16 protein-coding genes and 1 pseudogene are annotated in these 16,070 nt (G+C 73.6%); 8 read left to right on the top strand and 9 right to left on the bottom strand.

Annotated features, from left to right (window positions below; all coding sequences use genetic code 11):
- Positions 1–165: 165 nt before the first annotated feature.
- Both IE109_RS10550 and IE109_RS10545 read right to left on the bottom strand, forming a co-directional pair.
- Positions 166–747: an ATP-binding protein gene (locus IE109_RS10550; protein ID WP_189550508.1), complete on the bottom strand. Its 582-nt coding sequence runs from the start codon at positions 745–747 to the stop codon at positions 166–168.
- Between the two features lie 150 nt (positions 748–897).
- Positions 898–1,266 (bottom strand): STAS domain-containing protein, encoded by a 369-nt coding sequence (locus IE109_RS10545; RefSeq protein WP_189550507.1) that lies wholly within the window; start codon positions 1,264–1,266, stop codon positions 898–900.
- A gap of 241 nt (positions 1,267–1,507) precedes the next feature.
- Here IE109_RS10545 and IE109_RS10540 point away from each other — a divergent pair, with 241 nt between their 5' ends.
- Positions 1,508–2,404, top strand: a complete 897-nt coding sequence (locus tag IE109_RS10540) for an RNA polymerase sigma factor SigF (RefSeq protein ID WP_373297681.1) — start codon at positions 1,508–1,510, stop codon at positions 2,402–2,404.
- 98 nt (positions 2,405–2,502) lie between these two features.
- Here IE109_RS10540 and IE109_RS10535 read toward each other — a convergent pair whose 3' ends face one another.
- The 6 genes from IE109_RS10535 to hutU all read right to left on the bottom strand — a co-directional run bounded on the left by IE109_RS10535 (position 2,503) and on the right by hutU (position 9,989).
- Positions 2,503–3,195, bottom strand: a complete 693-nt coding sequence (locus tag IE109_RS10535) for an aspartate/glutamate racemase family protein (protein WP_189550505.1) — start codon at positions 3,193–3,195, stop codon at positions 2,503–2,505.
- Positions 3,196–3,252: 57 nt separating this feature from the next.
- Positions 3,253–4,116 (bottom strand): LLM class F420-dependent oxidoreductase, encoded by an 864-nt coding sequence (locus tag IE109_RS10530; RefSeq protein WP_189550504.1) that lies wholly within the window; start codon positions 4,114–4,116, stop codon positions 3,253–3,255.
- Positions 4,117–4,478: 362 nt separating this feature from the next.
- Positions 4,479–5,726, bottom strand: coding sequence for an imidazolonepropionase (hutI, locus tag IE109_RS10525; protein WP_229890878.1), 1,248 nt, complete (start codon positions 5,724–5,726; stop codon positions 4,479–4,481).
- 26 nt (positions 5,727–5,752) lie between these two features.
- A complete protein-coding gene (locus tag IE109_RS10520) occupies positions 5,753–7,087 on the bottom strand; it encodes a formimidoylglutamate deiminase (protein WP_189550503.1) in 1,335 nt (444 codons plus the stop codon).
- Positions 7,078–8,268, bottom strand: coding sequence for an allantoate amidohydrolase (locus IE109_RS10515; RefSeq protein WP_189550591.1), 1,191 nt, complete (start codon positions 8,266–8,268; stop codon positions 7,078–7,080). Before IE109_RS10515 ends, IE109_RS10520 begins: the two co-directional genes overlap by 10 nt.
- A 56-nt stretch (positions 8,269–8,324) precedes the next feature.
- Entirely contained in the window at positions 8,325–9,989 is a 1,665-nt protein-coding gene (gene hutU / locus IE109_RS10510; protein WP_189550502.1) for a urocanate hydratase, read from the bottom strand.
- Positions 9,990–10,113: 124 nt separating this feature from the next.
- On the opposite strand from hutU, the gene IE109_RS10505 reads away from it, so the two are divergent.
- The 7 genes and pseudogenes from IE109_RS10505 to IE109_RS10475 all read left to right on the top strand — a co-directional run bounded on the left by IE109_RS10505 (position 10,114) and on the right by IE109_RS10475 (position 15,475).
- A complete protein-coding gene (locus IE109_RS10505) occupies positions 10,114–11,436 on the top strand; it encodes a type III PLP-dependent enzyme domain-containing protein (protein WP_189550501.1) in 1,323 nt (440 codons plus the stop codon).
- Positions 11,437–11,473: 37 nt separating this feature from the next.
- On the top strand, positions 11,474–12,829 hold the full coding sequence (locus tag IE109_RS10500) for an APC family permease (RefSeq protein WP_189550500.1): 1,356 nt from the start codon (positions 11,474–11,476) through the stop codon (positions 12,827–12,829).
- Between the two features lie 130 nt (positions 12,830–12,959).
- Positions 12,960–13,154 (top strand): annotated as a pseudogene (locus tag IE109_RS10495) (roadblock/LC7 domain-containing protein); the annotation flags it as partial.
- A gap of 213 nt (positions 13,155–13,367) precedes the next feature.
- Complete coding sequence (locus IE109_RS34015) at positions 13,368–13,709, top strand: hypothetical protein (RefSeq protein ID WP_444545559.1); 342 nt, start codon at positions 13,368–13,370, stop codon at positions 13,707–13,709.
- On the top strand, positions 13,706–14,476 hold the full coding sequence (locus IE109_RS10485) for a transcriptional regulator (protein WP_189550499.1): 771 nt from the start codon (positions 13,706–13,708) through the stop codon (positions 14,474–14,476). The genes IE109_RS34015 and IE109_RS10485 overlap by 4 nt, the downstream gene beginning before the upstream one ends.
- A gap of 25 nt (positions 14,477–14,501) precedes the next feature.
- Positions 14,502–15,095 (top strand): roadblock/LC7 domain-containing protein, encoded by a 594-nt coding sequence (locus IE109_RS10480; RefSeq protein WP_189550498.1) that lies wholly within the window; start codon positions 14,502–14,504, stop codon positions 15,093–15,095.
- Between the two features lie 5 nt (positions 15,096–15,100).
- Positions 15,101–15,475 (top strand): hypothetical protein, encoded by a 375-nt coding sequence (locus IE109_RS10475; RefSeq protein WP_189550497.1) that lies wholly within the window; start codon positions 15,101–15,103, stop codon positions 15,473–15,475.
- A gap of 7 nt (positions 15,476–15,482) precedes the next feature.
- On the opposite strand, the gene IE109_RS10470 is transcribed toward IE109_RS10475, so the two are convergent.
- Positions 15,483–16,043 carry a hypothetical protein gene (locus IE109_RS10470; RefSeq protein ID WP_189550496.1) on the bottom strand — a complete coding sequence of 187 codons (561 nt, stop codon included), beginning with the start codon at positions 16,041–16,043 and terminating at the stop codon, positions 15,483–15,485.
- Between the last annotated feature and the right edge of the window lie 27 nt (positions 16,044–16,070).

The following is a 16,070-nucleotide window of genomic DNA, read 5'->3' as shown; positions in this document are numbered from 1 at the left end:
GCGAACGTCGGCGCCGTGGCGTCGGTACGGGAGGGAGGGCGGGCGGCGGTACGGGCGTTCCGGGGCGCCCGGCGGCGGGTGGAGGCGGGTGGGGGGCGGGCCGGGAAAGACGAAGAGCACGGCGGATCGCCGTGCTCCATCACCGCTCCGCGCAACCCGCCGGGATCAGGCGGGTGCCGCCAGCTCCGCCCAGACCGTCTTGCCGGGGGCGTCCGTGGACCGTACGACCCCCCAGTCCAGGCAGAGGCGCTGGACGATGAACATGCCGTGGCCGCCCGGTCGCCCCGCCTGGTGCGGGGTGCGCGGCGCGGGCTGCCCCGCGCCACGGTCCTCGATCTCCAGCCGCAGGACCTTCGCGTCCAGCGAGACGCGCAACTCCTCCGGCCCTCCGGCGTGCAGGCACGCGTTGGTGACCAGCTCCGAGACGACGAGCAGCACGTCCTCGGCGGCGGCCCGCCGGTCGGCGGTGGCCGCCGGCAGCCACCCCCAGTCGTAGAGCGCCTGCCTCGTGAAGTCCCGGGCGAGCGGAACGATCCCGCTGGCACTGCCCAGCGACAACCGCCGCGTCCGGCGCCCCGCGGGCGTGCCCCCGGGACCCGCCCCGGACGCCGCACCTGACATCTCCGACCTCACCTCCGGCGTGGTGGACACGGAGGAGGCAGCCGGGAGCGAGGCACCGACACCGAGGCCGGAGCCCTCCGGCTGGGGGCCGAGATCGCTCGGCGGATGCTGCTGGGTGGTACCCATCAGCGCTTCACCTCACCGATTTCACCAAGTCGCCAATTACGTCGTCGCAGGGCAGCCACAAGGCCGTCACAGAGAGTGTGGAGCCCGTTCGTACAATTGCCGCGGGGTTCTTCTGCCCGGCCGATCCGGGACGACACCCGCTTTGTCACTTCAGTCGGCCAGAGCCGCGTCCAACGAGTCGTGGACGGAGAAAACCGCCTCCGCGCCCGTGATCTCGAACACCCTGGCCACCACGGGCTGCATCCCTGCCAGATGCACCCCGCCACCTGCGGCCTCCGCCTTCAGGCGGGCCCCGAGCAGCACGTTCAGCCCGGTGGAGTCGCAGAACGCGAGCTGCGAGCAGTCGATCACCAGGCGGGTGCGACCTTGTTCGAGCGCGGCGTCCAGCGGCTCGCGCAGCAGCTCGGCGGTGTGGTGATCAAGCTCACCCGCCGGCGTGAGAATCTCGCTGCGGCCTTCCGTCCGGACCCCGACCTTGAGTCGGCCCTGATTCGCGCTGCCGACCGTCCCGCGGTCCATGCCGTCCCTCTTCGCCGATGCCATTGAGTCGGTAGAACCCTACGCCCTCTGAACGGCAGCCGGTAGTCACGACTTAACTACAAGGCGGTCATATGGGACAATTGACACTTGCAACGATCCGTGCGAAGCGGGTAGGGCTAGTAGGGACACAACCAACACGGCCGGCTTTGGAGGCGCCGCACACCGCAGCCAGACTCAACTGGGCATCGGCGGCCATATGCCGAGAACGATGGAGGAGACCATGTCACCCCGGCTCGACGAAACGCGTACCCGCTACGCGCCGTCGGCAACTCCGCCCCACCGGACCACGGACTTCGAGCAGACCGGGACCGAATCCCTCGGTCTGCCCGACATCCCCCGGTTCGACGAAGTCGAACCTCTCGACGCGCGGGCTCTGTCCAAGACGCTCTTCGCGCGCCTCGAAAGCCTCGAGGAGGGGACGCACGAGCACGCGTACGTCCGCAACACGCTGGTTGAACTGAACCTCGCTCTGGTCAAGTTCGCCGCCTCCCGGTTCCGCTCCCGCAGCGAGCCGATGGAGGACATCATCCAGGTCGGCACCATCGGTCTCATCAAGGCCATCGACCGCTTCGAACTCAGTCGAGGGGTCGAGTTCCCCACCTTCGCGATGCCAACCATCGTCGGAGAGATCAAGCGCTTCTTCCGCGACACCTCCTGGTCCGTGCGCGTCCCGCGCCGGCTTCAGGAACTCCGCCTCGACCTGGCCAAGGCCGGGGACGAACTGGCCCAGCAGCTCGACCGCTCGCCCACCGTGGCCGAGCTCGCCGCGAAGCTCGGGATCAGCAAGGAGGAGGTCGTCGAGGGCATGGCGGCGAGCAACGCCTACACCGCCAGCTCGCTCGACGCCCAGCCCGAGGAGGACGACAGCGAGGGCGCGCTCGCGGACCGCATCGGCTACGAGGACCACGGCCTGGAGGGCATCGAGTACATCGAGTCGCTCAAGCCGCTGATCGCCTCGCTCCCGGCCCGCGACCGGAAGATCCTCTCCCTGCGCTTCGTCGCCGGGCTCACCCAGTCGGAGATCGGCGAGGAGCTCAACATCTCGCAGATGCACGTGTCGCGTCTGCTCTCCCGCACGCTCGGCAAGCTGCGCAAGGGTCTCACCCTGGACGAGTGATTTCGGTCACCCGGCCGCCCGCCGAAGGCTCGCGAAGGGCCCGTCCCGCCGAGGGACGGGCCCTTCCACCCGCGTGACGGGGCGCCGGCCGCGTGTGATCACGGGGACAGGGCGGCCGTGACGGCCGCCTCGGCGTGCAGGCGGGTGGTGGGGAACACCGGCACCGGGCTGTGCTCCTGCCCGATCAGCAGCTCGATCTCGGTGCAGCCGAGGACGACGCCCTCCGCGCCGTCGGCCACCAACTGGTCGATGACCCGCTGGTAGACGGCGCGGGAGGCGTCCTCGACGACACCGAGGCACAGCTCCTCGTAGATGATCCGGTGCACCTCGGCCCGCGCCTCCGCCTCGGGCACCAGGACGGTGAGCCCGTGTCCGGCCAGCCGGTCGCGGTAGAAGTCCTGCTCCATGGTGAAGGCGGTGCCGAGCAGGCCGACGGTCTTCAGCCCCGCCGCGCGTACGGCGTCGGCGGTGGCGTCGCCGAGGTGCAGCAGCGGCACGGGCACCGCGTCCTGCACCTGGCCGGCCACCTTGTGCATGGTGTTCGTACAGATCAGCAGCAGGTCCGCCCCGGCGGCGGCCAGCCCCCGCCCGGCCTCGGCGAGCACCTCACCGGCCTGCTCCCACTCGCCGGAGACCTGGAGCCGCTCGATCTCCGCGAAGTCGACGGAGTGCAGGATGCAGCGTGCGGAGTGCAGCCCGCCGAGGCGCTCGCGTACCAGCTCGTTGAGGAGCCGGTAGTACTCCGCGCTGGATTCCCAGCTCATGCCGCCGATCAGTCCGATGGTCTTCATCGGGACAGATTGCCATGATCGTCGCGCGGCCGGCCGCCGGGACGGCGACGGGAGGCGTCAGGTGACCGTGCGCACCTGGCGGGCGAGTTCGGCGAGGTGCGTGAGGGAGGCGTCGGTGGACGGATCGGGCATGGCCACGATGACGTGGTCGATGCCCTGCTCCGCGAGTTCGCCGCAGCGCTGGACGCTCTGCGCCACGGACTGCCCGTCGGGCACGCGCATGTGGAGCGTCTTCTCGATGGCCTCGTAGGGGCGCCGTTCCGCCTCGCAGTGCGCGCGCAGCACCCGGAGCTTGTGGCGTACGTCGGCGCCGTGGAAGAGGTTGCACGCGTCGCCGTAGCGGGCGACCAGCCGCAGGGTCTTCCGCTCCCCGCCGCCGCCGATGAGGACGGGCGGGTGGGGCCGGGAGAGGGCCTGGGGGGAGTTGAGGGTGCGGGCCAGCCGGTAGTGCTTCCCCTCGTACGGGGTGTCCTCGGCGCTCCACATCCGCCGGGCGATCCGCAGCGTCTCCTCCAGCCGCTCGAACCGCTCGGCGACCGGCGGCAGCCGGAACCCCAGGCCCCGGTGCTCCTCCTCGTGGAACCCGGCCCCGATCCCGAGCACGGCCCGCCCCCCTGACAGCACGTCCAGGGTGGTCACCTGCTTCAGCAGCAGCCCGGGCGCCCGGTACGTCACGCCCGTCACGAGCGTCCCGAGGGTGACGCGCCGGGTGAGGGCGGCGGCGTAGGACAGCGCGCTGTATGCCTCCAGCATGGGGTCCTCGGCGGCGCCGAAGTTCGGTATCTGGAAGAAGTGGTCCATCACCCAGAAGCTGTCGAGCCCGGCCGCTTCGGCGCCGCGCGCGACATCCGCGAACCGCCCCGCGATGGCGGCGTCGCCGCCGGGCCAGACGAACCGGGGGCAGGTGAGACCGAGCTTCATGGAGCCTCCAGGGCACACGAAAAAAGCCTGCCGGGACGACGGCAGGCCGGGGATGGTGTTCGGGGGATTCACCGGCAGCTTACGGCCGGTTCCCGGGGTCCGTCGAGACGGACGCGGGCTGACGGCGCTCGGTCGCGGCGTAGTAGGCGTAGGCGAAAACGCCGCGGCAGAGTGCCGCGGTGGTGACGAGACCCCACGCCGTCCGCCGGTCCGCTCGCCTGTTACGCCCCACGACGTGGCTCCCCCGGTCGGCCGTTCCCCTGGGCGGAGCGTACGCCCGACCGCCCACCCGTGTACGGCCCTCGGGCGGGGCGGGAGCCCCCGGCTGCGGTTTCGGGGGCTCCGCCAAGCGGTGGGCCGGGTCAGACGACGCGCTCGCCGCGCCGCCAGACCGCCGCGACCAGGGGGACGCCGGGGCGGTAGGCGAGGTGGACGTGGGAGGGGGCGTCCAGGAGGACCAGGTCGGCGCGGGCGCCGGGGGTGAGGCGGCCGACGTCGGTGCGGCGGAGGGCGGCCGCGCCGCCGGCCGTGGCGGACCAGAGGGCCTCGTCCGGGGTCATGCCCATGTCCCGCACCGCGAGTGCGACGCAGAACGGCACGGACGACGTGAACGACGAGCCGGGGTTGCAGTCCGTCGACAGGGCGACGGTCACACCCGCGTCGAGGAGGCGGCGGGCGTCGGGCCACTCGGCACGGGTGGAGAACTCGGCGCCGGGCAGGAGGGTGGCGACGGTGTTCCCGCTCGCGAGGGCGTCCACGTCGGCCTGGGTGAGGTGGGTGCAGTGGTCGGCGGACGCGGCGTCCAGTTCCACCGCGAGCCGGACACCGGGGCCGTGACTCAACTGGTTGGCGTGGATGCGCGGATGGAGGCCGCGCGCCTTGCCCGCGGTGAGGATCTCGCGGGCCTGGTCGCCGTCGAAGGCGCCCTTCTCGCAGAACACGTCGATCCAGCGGGCGTGCGGGGCGCAGGCGTCCAGCATCTCGCCGGTGACCAGGTCCACGTAGCCGGCCGGGTCGTCCGCGTGGTCGGGGGAGACGATGTGCGCGCCGAGGTAGGTGACCTCGTCGGTGTGACGGGCGGCGATGCGCAGGGCGCGGGCCTCGTCCTCGACGGTGAGGCCGTAGCCGGACTTGGTCTCGAAGGTGGTGGTGCCCTGGCGCAGGGCCTCGCGCAGGTAGCGGGTGACGTTGGCTTCGAGCTCCTCGTCGGTGGCGGCGCGGGTCGCGGCGACGGTGGTGCGGATGCCGCCGGCGGCGTAGGGCTGCCCGGACATGCGGGCGTTGAACTCGGCGGTGCGGTCGCCGGCGAAGACCAGGTGCGAGTGGGAGTCGACGAAGCCGGGTACGACGGCCCTGCCGCCGGCGTCGAACCGGTTGTCAGTGGCGGGTGCTTTGCTTGTCTCACCGATCCAGACCACGCGGTCGCCGTCGATGACGACGGCCGCGTCCTGGATCAGGCCCAGGGGGGATCCATCACCGAGGGAGGGGTCGTTGGTGACCAGGCTGGCGATGTTGGTGATGGCGGTGGCCGTCGCCGCGACGGCGTTGTTCGCCGTCGCGGGGGCGGCCGTGGCCGGGGGGTTGTTCGTCGTGTCGGGGCCGCTGTTCATGCTGTTCATGGTGCGGGGCGTCTCCTTCAGCGGTGCAGCGCGGCGATCGATTCCGTCAGTGCCCGGGGCACGTCGGGCACGAGGCGGTGAACCCCGTCCCGCACGACGTGGCGCCCGCCCACGACCGTATGGCGCACATCCGCGGCCGACGCGGCGAATACCGCTGTCTCAGCTGCCAGACGCGGCACCGGTCCCGCTGTCCTGACCGTGTCGAGGGCGATCGTCGTGAAGTCGGCGAGCGCCCCGGCTTCGAGGCGGCCCGCTTCGGGCCATCCGAGGGCGGCGTGCCCCTGGGCGGTGGCGGCGTGCAGCAGCGCGGCGGCCGTCCAGTGGCCCCGGGTGCGGGAGCGCAGGCGCTCGTCGAGCTCCATCGCCCGTGCCTCCTCCAGGAGGTCGATCACCGCGTGGCTGTCGCTGCCCAGCGACAGGGGCGAGCCGGCCCGCTGGAGGGCGACGGCCGGGCCGATGCCGTCCGCGAGGTCGCGTTCCGTCGTCGGGCACATGCAGGTGCCGGTGCCGGTGCCGCCGAGCAGGGCGATGTCCTCGTCGGTGAGGTGGGTGTTGTGGACGCCGGTGGTGCGCGGGCCGAGCACGCCGTGGTCGGCGAGCAGCCGGGTCGGGGTGCGGCCGTGTGCGGCCAGGCAGGCGTCGTTCTCCGCCGTCTGCTCGGAGAGGTGGACGTGCAGTGGGGCCCGTCGGTCGGCGGCCCACCGGGCGACGGTGGACAGCTGGTCGGCGGGGACGGCGCGTACGGAGTGGATGGCCGCGCCGATGCGGACGCCGTCCCGGTCCTTCAGGCCGGCCGCGCGCTCCGCCCAGGCTTCGGCGGTGCCGTCGGAGAAGCGCCGCTGGTGCCGGTCGGGGGCGGCGCCGAACCCGGAGGAGAGGTACGCCGTGTCGAGCAGCGTGATGCGGATGCCCGCCTCGCCGGCCGCCGCGATCAGCGCCTCGCCCATGGCGTTGGGTTCGGCGTACGGGGTGCCGCCGGGTGCGTGGTGCAGGTAGTGGAACTCGCCGACGGCCGTGATGCCGGCCAGCGCCATCTCCGCGTACACCGCCCGGGCCAGGGCGAAGTAGCTGTCGGGCGTCAGGCGGGAGGCGACCTGGTACATGACCTCGCGCCAGGTCCAGAAGGTGCCGGAGCCCACCTGGACGGTGCCGCGCAGCGCCCGGTGGAAGGCGTGGCTGTGGGTGTTGGCCAGACCGGGGAGGGTCAGGCCGCGCAGGGGGACGGCGTCCGGCGGCGGGGTGTCGGCGCCGGTGCGCACGGCGGTGAGGCGGCCGTCGGACACGTCCAGGGCGACGCCCGGCTCGGTGTGGGTGCCGAGCCAGGCGTGTTCGCACCAGTAGGTCACCCGCATGCCAGTCCCTCCAGTACGTCGGCGAGCGCGAGGACGCCGGCCACGCAGTCGTCCTCGGCCGCGTGCTCGGCCGGGGAGTGGGAGACGCCCGTGGGGTTGCGCACGAACAGCATGGCGGTGGGGACGGACGCCGACAGGATGCCGGCGTCGTGGCCCGCTCCGGTGCCGAGGACCGGGACCCGGCCGCCGAGGATCTTGGCGAGTTCGTCCCGCAGGGCGTGCTCGAACTCGACGACGGGGGTGAAGGATTCGCGGACGACGGTGAGGTCGACGCCCTGGCGGGCGGCGGCCTCGTGGGCGGCCGCCTCGATGCCCGCCACGACCGTGTCCAGCGTCGCCTGGTCGGCCGCGCGGGAGTCGAGCCACCCGCGCACGAGGGACGGGATGGCGTTGACGCCGTTGGGTTCGACCGCGATCTTGCCGAAGGTGGCGACGGCGCCCGCCAGTTCGGCCTCGCGGCGGGCGGCGAGGACGGTCTCGGCGTACGTGAGCATCGGGTCGCGCCGGTCGGCGAGCCGGGTGGTGCCGGCGTGGTTGGCCTCGCCGTGGAAGTCGTACCGCCAGCGGCCGTGCGGCCAGATCGCGGAGGCGATGCCGACCGCGTCCCCGGTCAGGTCGAGGGCGCGGCCCTGCTCGACGTGGAGTTCGACGAACGCGCCGATGCGGGCGAGGCGCTCGGGGTCGGGGCCGATGGCCTCCGGGTCGTACCCGGCGGCCTCCATGGCCTGCGGCAGGCTCACGCCGTCGCCGTCGCGCAGCCGGTGGGCCGCCTCCTTCGTCAGCTGCCCGGCCGTGAGGCGGGACCCGACGCAGGCGAGGCCGAAGCGGGCGCCCTCCTCGTCGCCGAAGTTGGTGATGGCGAGCGGCCTGCGGAAGCCGACGCCCCTGCGGCGCAGCTCGTCGAGCGCGGCGAAGGAGGAGACGACGCCCAGCGGGCCGTCGAAGGCGCCGCCGTCCGGGACGGAGTCCAGGTGGGAGCCCGTGACGACGGCGTCCTCGCCGAGGGGGTCGCCGAGCCAGGCCCACTGGTTGCCGTTGCGGTCGGTCTCGTAGGTGAGCCCGCGTGCCTCGGCCTGTTCCTGGAACCAGGTCCGGCAGTCGGCGTCGGCACCGGTCCAGGCGTGGCGCCGGTAGCCGCCGCTCGCCGGGTGGCGGCCGACGGGGGCCAGCTCGGCCCACATGGTGTGGAAGGAGGGCGGCTGCCCGCCGGCGGGTGGGCGGGTGCCGTCAGGGCCGGTCACGACTGGTCGCCCTCCCGCATCGGGACGCGGACGCCGCGCTCGTCGGCGACCTCGTCGGCGCGGTCGTAGCCGGCGTCGACGTGCCGGATGACGCCCATACCGGGGTCGTTGGTGAGGACGCGGCGGATCTTCTCGCCGGCGAGCGGGGTGCCGTCGGCGACGGTGACCTGGCCGGCGTGGATCGAGCGGCCCATGCCGACGCCGCCGCCGTGGTGGAGGGAGACCCAGGAGGCGCCGGAGGCGACGTTCACCATGGCGTTGAGGAGCGGCCAGTCGGCGATGGCGTCGGAGCCGTCCAGCATCGCCTCGGTCTCGCGGTACGGGGAGGCGACGGAGCCGCAGTCGAGGTGGTCGCGGCCGATGGCGAGGGGGGCGGACAGCTCTCCGGAGGCGACCATGTCGTTGAAGCGCTCACCGGCGCGGTCCCGCTCCCCGTAGCCGAGCCAGCAGATGCGGGCGGGCAGGCCCTGGAAGTGGACGCGCTCGCCGGCCATCTTGATCCAGCGGGCCAGCGACTCGTTCTCGGGGAAGAGGTCGAGGATCGCCTTGTCGGTCTTGTGGATGTCGGCGGCGTCGCCGGACAGGGCGGCCCAGCGGAAGGGGCCCTTGCCCTCGCAGAACAGCGGGCGGATGTAGGCGGGGACGAAGCCGGGGAAGTCGAACGCCCGGTCGTAACCCGCGAGTTGCGCCTCGCCGCGGATGGAGTTGCCGTAGTCGAAGACCTCGGCGCCGGCGTCCATGAAGCCGACCATGGCCTCGACGTGCCGGGCCATGGACTCGCGGGCGCGCCGGGTGAAGTCGGCGGGCTTCTCGGCGGCGTACGAGGCCATGTCGTCGAAGTCGACGCCGAGGGGGAGGTAGGCGAGCGGGTCGTGGGCGGAGGTCTGGTCGGTGACGATGTCGATGGGGGCGCCCATCTCCAGCATCCGGGGCAGCAGCTCGGCGGCGTTGCCGAGGAGGCCGATGGAGAGCGGGCGGCGGGCGTCGCGGGCCTCGACCGCCAGTCGCAGCGCGTGGTCCAGGGAGTCGGCGCGGACGTCGAGGTACCGGTGCTCGATGCGGCGCTCGATGGCGCGCGGGTCGCAGTCGACGCAGATGGCGACGCCGTCGTTCATGGTCACGGCGAGCGGCTGGGCGCCGCCCATGCCGCCGAGGCCGGCGGTGAGGGTGATCGTCCCGGCGAGGGTGCCGCCGAACTTCTTCGCGGCGACGGCGGCGAAGGTCTCGTAGGTGCCCTGGAGGATGCCCTGCGTACCGATGTAGATCCACGAGCCGGCGGTCATCTGGCCGTACATGGTCAGGCCGAGCTGCTCCAGCCGCCGGAACTCCTCCCAGTTGGCCCAGTCGCCCACCAGGTTGGAGTTGGCGATCAGGACGCGGGGGGCCCACTCGTGGGTCTGCATGACGCCGACGGGCCGGCCGGACTGGACGAGCATGGTCTCGTCCTGCTTGAGCGTCCGCAGCGTGCGGACCATCGCGTCGAAGGAGCGCCAGTCGCGGGCGGCCTTGCCGGTGCCGCCGTAGACGACGAGCTTGTCGGGGTGCTCGGCGACCTCGGGGTCGAGGTTGTTCTGCAGCATCCGCAGGGCGGCTTCCTGCTGCCATCCCAGGGCGCTCAGTTCCGTACCGCGCGGGGCCCGTACGGGTCGGGGTCCTGACATGGGGATGCCTCCTCGGTCGCAGATGGTCGGCTGCGGTTGCAGATTCAGTTATTCACATACTGGCGGTCTGAATAGATGTAGTCAACGGCTGCGGCGTCCACCGCCGGGTGATTGGCTGGAGGACATGGCTTCAGACCGTCGCGACCGGGCCGTACGAGCAGCTGTCGGCCAAGCCCTCCTCACCGAGGACCGGCCCGTCGCCGCCCTCCTCGACGTCGCCGGCGTCCGCGCCTCCGCCACCGCCCTGCGCGCCGCCTTCGCCGCCGTCACCGACGCGCCCGTCCTGCACGCCTTCGCCGTCAAGGCGTCCCCGCTCGTCCCCGTCCTGCGCCTGCTGTACGAAGCGGGCCTCGGCGCCGAGGTCGCGAGCCCCGGCGAGCTCGCCCTGGCCCGCGCCGCGGGCGTCCCGGCCGACCGCGTCGTCCTGGACTCCCCCGCCAAGACCCCCGCCGAGCTCCGCGAGGCCCTGGACCTCGGCATCGCCGTCAACGCCGACAACCCGCAGGAACTCGCCCGGCTCGACGCCCTCGTCCGGCGGGCGCCCACCCGCTCCCCGCTCGGGCTGCGGGTCAACCCGCAGATCGGCGGCGGCACCATCGACGCCCTGTCCACCGCCACAGCCACCTCCAAGTTCGGCATCGCCCTGCGCGACGAGGGCGCCCGCGCCCGCGTCGTACGGGCCTACCTCGACCGCCCGTGGCTCACCCGCCTGCACACCCACTCCGGCTCGCAGGGCCTGCCCCTGTCGCTCCTCGTCACCGGCGTCAGGGAGGTGTACGAGCTGGCCGAGGAGATCAACGCGGCCGCCGGACGCCACCAGGTCGACACCCTCGACATCGGCGGCGGCCTGCCGGTGAACTTCACCTCCGACGATCAGACCCCGACGTACGCCGACTACGCCCGGCTGCTCGCCGACGAGGTGCCGGGACTGTTCGACGGGCGCTACGGCCTGGTCACCGAGTTCGGCCGGTCGCTGCTGGCCAAGCACGGCACGGTCCTCGCCCGCGTCGAGTACACCAAGACGTCCGGGTCCCGCCCCATCGCCGTCACCCACGCGGGCGTGCAGGTCGCCACCCGGACCGTGTACGACCCCGTCTCCTGGCCGCTGCGGATCGCCGTCTACGACGCCGGGGGGCGGCCCAAGGAGGGCGGCCCGGCCGTCGAGCAGGACGTGGCCGGACCGGCCTGCTTCGCCGGTGACCTGCTCGCCGTGAAGCGCTCGCTGCCGCTCCTCGAACCCGGTGACATCGTGGCCGCGCTGGACACCGGCGCCTACTACTTCGCGCACCACTACGCCTACAACTCCCTCACCCGGCCCGGTGTGTACGGCTTCGTCGCCGGGGAGGACGGGGCGGTCCGCTTCGCGACCGTGCGCCCGCCGCAGACCGTCGCCGAGATCGTCGCGGAGGCGGGCGGCGCACACCCCGGCGCGCTGCTGTCGGGGTGACCGGCATCTGTCCGCACGGCGAGGGCAGAACCACCCCATGACCACCACCGAACAGCCCACGGGGGCTCACGAGGTGCCGGCGCTCAAAAGGGTCATCGGGCCGAGGCTCCTCGTCCTCTTCGTCATCGGCGACATCCTCGGCACCGGGATCTACGCCACCACCGGCAAGGTGGCGGGGAAGGTCGGGGGCGCGCTCTGGCTGCCGTTCGTCATCGGCTTCGCCGTAGCGATCCTGACGGCGGCGTCGTACGTCGAACTCGTCGGCAAGTACCCCAAGGCGGCCGGGGCCGCCCTCTACACCCAGAAGGCGTTCAAGGTCCCCTTCCTGACCTTCATCGTGGCCTTCATGGTCATGTGCTCGGGCCTGTCGTCCGCGAGCGCGGCGGCCCGCGCCTTCAGCGGCGACTACCTGGCCGAGTTCACCGGGGGCGCGGTGCCGCCCACCCTGGTCGCCGTCCTCTTCGTCCTCGCCCTCGCCGCGCTGAACCTGCGGGGCGTCTCGGAGTCCGTGAAGACGAACGTCGTCCTCACCGCGGTGGAGCTGACCGGCCTGGCGGTCATCCTCGCCGTCGGCGCGTGGGCGGTGCTCACGGGCGGCGGGGAACCGTCGCGGCTGGGCGAGTTCCAGGCGGACGGCACCGGATACGCGCTGCTCACCAGTGTGCTGGGAGCCACGGCGCTCGGCTTCTTCGCGTTCGTCGGCTTCGAGGACTCCGTCAACATGGCGGAGGAGACGCGCGACCCGGTCCGCACCTTCCCGCGGGCGATCTTCATCGGGGTCGCGGTCACCGGCACCCTCTACGTCCTGGTGGCGCTGATCTCCTCGCTCCTGGTCGACCACCGCACCCTGGAGAAGTCCAGCGGGCCGCTCCTGGAGGTCGTCAGGGCCGGCGGCCTGGACTTCCCGCCCAAGGTCTTCGCGCTCATCGCCCTGTTCGCCGTCACCAACTCGGCGCTCATCAACATCATGATGGCCTCGCGGCTCTGCTACGGCATGGCCAACGAGCGCATCCTGCCGCGCGCCATGGGGCGGGTGCTGCCCCGCCGCCGCACCCCCGTCGTCGGCATCGTCTTCGTGTCCCTCCTCGCGGTCGGGCTGGTGACGACCGGTGAGATCGAGGGGCTGGGCGACACGACGGCCTTCCTGCTGCTGTGCGTCTTCGCGGTGGTCAACATCGCGGTACTGGTGCTGCGCCGCGACCGGGTCGAGCACGCGCACTTCCGTACGCCGACGGCGCTGCCGGTACTGGGCGCGATCACCGCCCTGGTCCTCGCGAGCCCGCTCGCCGACCGGGACGCGGAGGTGTACGTCCGCGCGGCCGTCCTGGTGGTGATCGGCGTGGGGCTGTGGGCCGTCAACCGGGTGGTGATGCGGGTACGCGGAGAGGTGTAACCGGCGACCCTATCCCGTCCCGGGCACGTTCCTGCGGAAAATGCCAGAACTCCCACCAGGAGGGCGAACGTTGCGTAGCGTCGTGGTCACAGCCTTGGATGCGCAACGGGGAACTGGGAGGGGAGCCCGCGTGCCCGGAATCGACGAGTGCCTGCGCGAAGCGATGAGCCTGCCGGGCGCGCTGGGAGCGGCACTCGTCGACTGGACCAGTGGCCTCGCCCTCGGCACGGCCGGCCGGTCCCCGGTGGGTGACCACGAGACGACGGCGGCGGAGACGGCCGAACTGGCGCGGGCGGCCAGGGAGTACGAGTCGTTCTCGCCGGACGCGATACCGGCGGCCCTCCCCCCGGCGCCGGCCCGGGCGGCCGGGCTCCCGGGCGTCCCCGACAGGAAGTCGCCCGGGTCCGCGCCGGGCGTGGACGGCGCGCGGGCGCCCGGGTGCCCGCCGGGCCCCGCACCCGGCCCGGCCGTCGCGGCGGACCCGGCCTCCGGGCCCCCTTCGGGCCTCACCCCGGTGCCCGTGCCGGGCCCCACCCCGGTGCCCACGCCGGGCGCCCCCGGCGGGCGGGGACCGCGGGGCGGACCGGCCGGCGGCCCGCACCCCGGAGCACCGGAAGCGGGCGACCGCCCCGCCCCGCCGGCGGGCCCGGGCACCGCCGCGCCGCTCCCGGCCGCGCCGCCGATCGGCGTGGACCCCAAGGCGCCACCCGTCGAGGACGTCATCGTGACCACCCGTACCGCCTACCACGTACTGCGGTTCGTCGAGACGACCTTCGACAGCAGCGTGTTCCTCCACCTGTGGCTGGACCGGTCCACCGGCAACCTGGCGCTGGCCCGACTGCGCCTGCGGGAGTTGGCCGAACGGCTGGTACTGGTATGAGCGCGCGCGCCGCCGGGGCCGTCGTGTCCCCCATGCTGCTGCGCCTGGCCAGGGAGCACGCCACCGGGGCGCTGATACGGGACCACGGGACGCTGTACCTCGTCGACGGGCGGGTCGCGCACGCGCGGAGCCCGGTCGCGCCCGGTGCGGACGTCCTGCTGACGGCGGGCGGCCGGCAGCCGCGACAGGGCCGAATATCCGCCGGCGAGCTGGAGATCTGCCACTTGGGCGCCCTGTTCGACGCGGCGTTCTTCGCCCTCGCCCCCGGCCGCGGCCCGGCCCGCTTCCAGTACGGCGCCGTGCACGGGACGCCCGCCGCGCCCGCGGTACGCCCGGTCCCGGCGGCCGACATCGAGCGCGAGACCCTGCGCCGCCGGGAGCTGCTCGACACCGTGTGGCCCTACCCCGCCGTCGACGCCGCGCCGGTCGTCCCGCGCCCCGCCGCCCCCGGCCAGACCGTCACCCCCCGCCAACGGGACCTGCTGGCCCACGCCGACGGCCTGCGCACCCCCGCACAGCTCGCCTGGGCGCTGGGCCGCCCGGCGTTCCACGTCCTGCTGGAGATCCGGCGGCTGGCCGCGGCCGGCCTGGTGACGACCCCGCCGGAGCCGGCCCCGCCCGTCCCGTACGAGGCCATGACGCACGGGGCCGTCCCGTACCGGGCCGTCCCGCGCGAGCCCCCGCTCCACGACCCCGCCGGCTTCGCACCCGAACCGGACATCGCCCTGCTCCGCCGGCTCCGTGACGCCCTGGAGGCCCACCTGTGACCACCCGTACGCCCCGTGCGCACTCATGAGGCGCGCCTTGCGACAGCGCGCCGAGAGAAGCGAAAGGAGTGCGAACAGTGAGAGGAGTGAGAGGAGTGAGAGGAGACAGTTGATGACGGCGGCCGAAGCCGAGGTGCTCGGCGAGCTCAGGCGCCTGCGGGCCCGCGTCCCACAGGTGACCGGGGCACTCGCGGCCAGCACCGACGGACTGGTCCTGGCCAGGGACACGGCGGACGCCGACGCGGCGGAGGGCGTCGCCGCGCTCACCGCGGCCGCGCTCGGCGTCGCGCTCCGGCTCACCGACGCCACCGGGCAGGGCGGGTTCCGGGAGCTGCTGGTCCGCGGCGAGCACGGCTACGTCGCGACGTACGCGGCCGGGACCTCCGCCGTCCTGACGCTCCTCGCCGAGCCCCGCATCAACGTGGGCCGGCTCCACCTGGAGGCCCGCCGGTCCAGCGCCCGCATCGGTGAGCTGGTCGACGGCGCCCTGCACCGGCGTACCCCGCGGAGCGAGCCGCACCCCGCGCCCGCCCACTCGGCCACGGCGGTCCCCGCCGCGCCCCTGCCCACCCGACAAGCCGTTCCGCCCCTCCCGTCCCACAAACCGAAGGAAGCGTGACCCCCATGGCCAACACGGAAACCGCCCTCAAGGAAGCCACCACCGTCATCGACGGTGCCCTGGGCGCGGCTCTCGTCGACTACACCAGCGGCATGGCCCTCGGCACGATCGGCGGCGGCAAGGACCTCGACCTCACGGTCGCCGCCGCGGGCAACACCGACGTCGTACGCGCCAAGGTGCGCACCATGGAGATGCTCGGCCTCCAGGAGGAGATCGAGGACATCCTGATCACGCTGGGGACGCAGTACCACCTGATCCGGCTCCTCAAGGGCCGGGGCGCCAACGGCCTGTTCCTCTACCTGGCACTGGACAAGCAGCGCGCCAACCTGGCGATGGCCCGCCACCAGCTCAAGAAGATCGAGGCCGAGCTGGAGATCTGACGTGGGCTCAGCGGCGCCGCGCCCCGCCCGGCGCGGCGTCGCCGGCCGCGATGCCCGTCGAGCGGTACGCCTCGACGGGCCCGCCGGCCGGCCCCTCGGCGAGCCGGTCGGTCCGCACCCACCACAGCGTCTCCCCGGTGCGCTCCCGGCGTCCGAGCCACCGCGCCTTCAGCCACAGGCCGGTCCCCGCCCCCGCCAGGGCCAGACCTCCGGCGCCCGGCAGCGCGAGGGAGGAGGCCAGGGCGGCGACGAACGCGCCCGTCAGCCACCAGCGGCGGGCCCGCCGCCGTACCCGCACGGTCACGGCCCGGTCCTGGAGGAAGTCCGCCCGGGCCGCCCTCGTCGCCCCGTCGGCGAGCCGCGTGTAGCGCCCGCGCCGCGCCAGGGCCACGACGGCGGCGGTGACGAGGAACAGGGCGGCGCCGGCCGTCAGCCCGGTGCGCCACTCGGTGAGCCCGGGCACCGGCGCCTCGGCACCGGCGGCCAGGAGGCCCGCCCACCACAGGGGCGCGGCCCCCGCCCGTACCACCACGGCCACTCTCGCCAGCGACTGTCCGCCCCGTGCCACGTGTCCTCCCTGTCCCATCCGTCCGGG

The organism is Streptomyces lavendofoliae, from assembly GCF_014649735.1.
GTDB classification, from domain to species: domain Bacteria; phylum Actinomycetota; class Actinomycetes; order Streptomycetales; family Streptomycetaceae; genus Streptomyces; species Streptomyces lavendofoliae.
The sequence above is the reverse complement of the archived record's forward strand: the minus strand, read 5'-3'. Positions and strand labels throughout refer to the sequence as shown.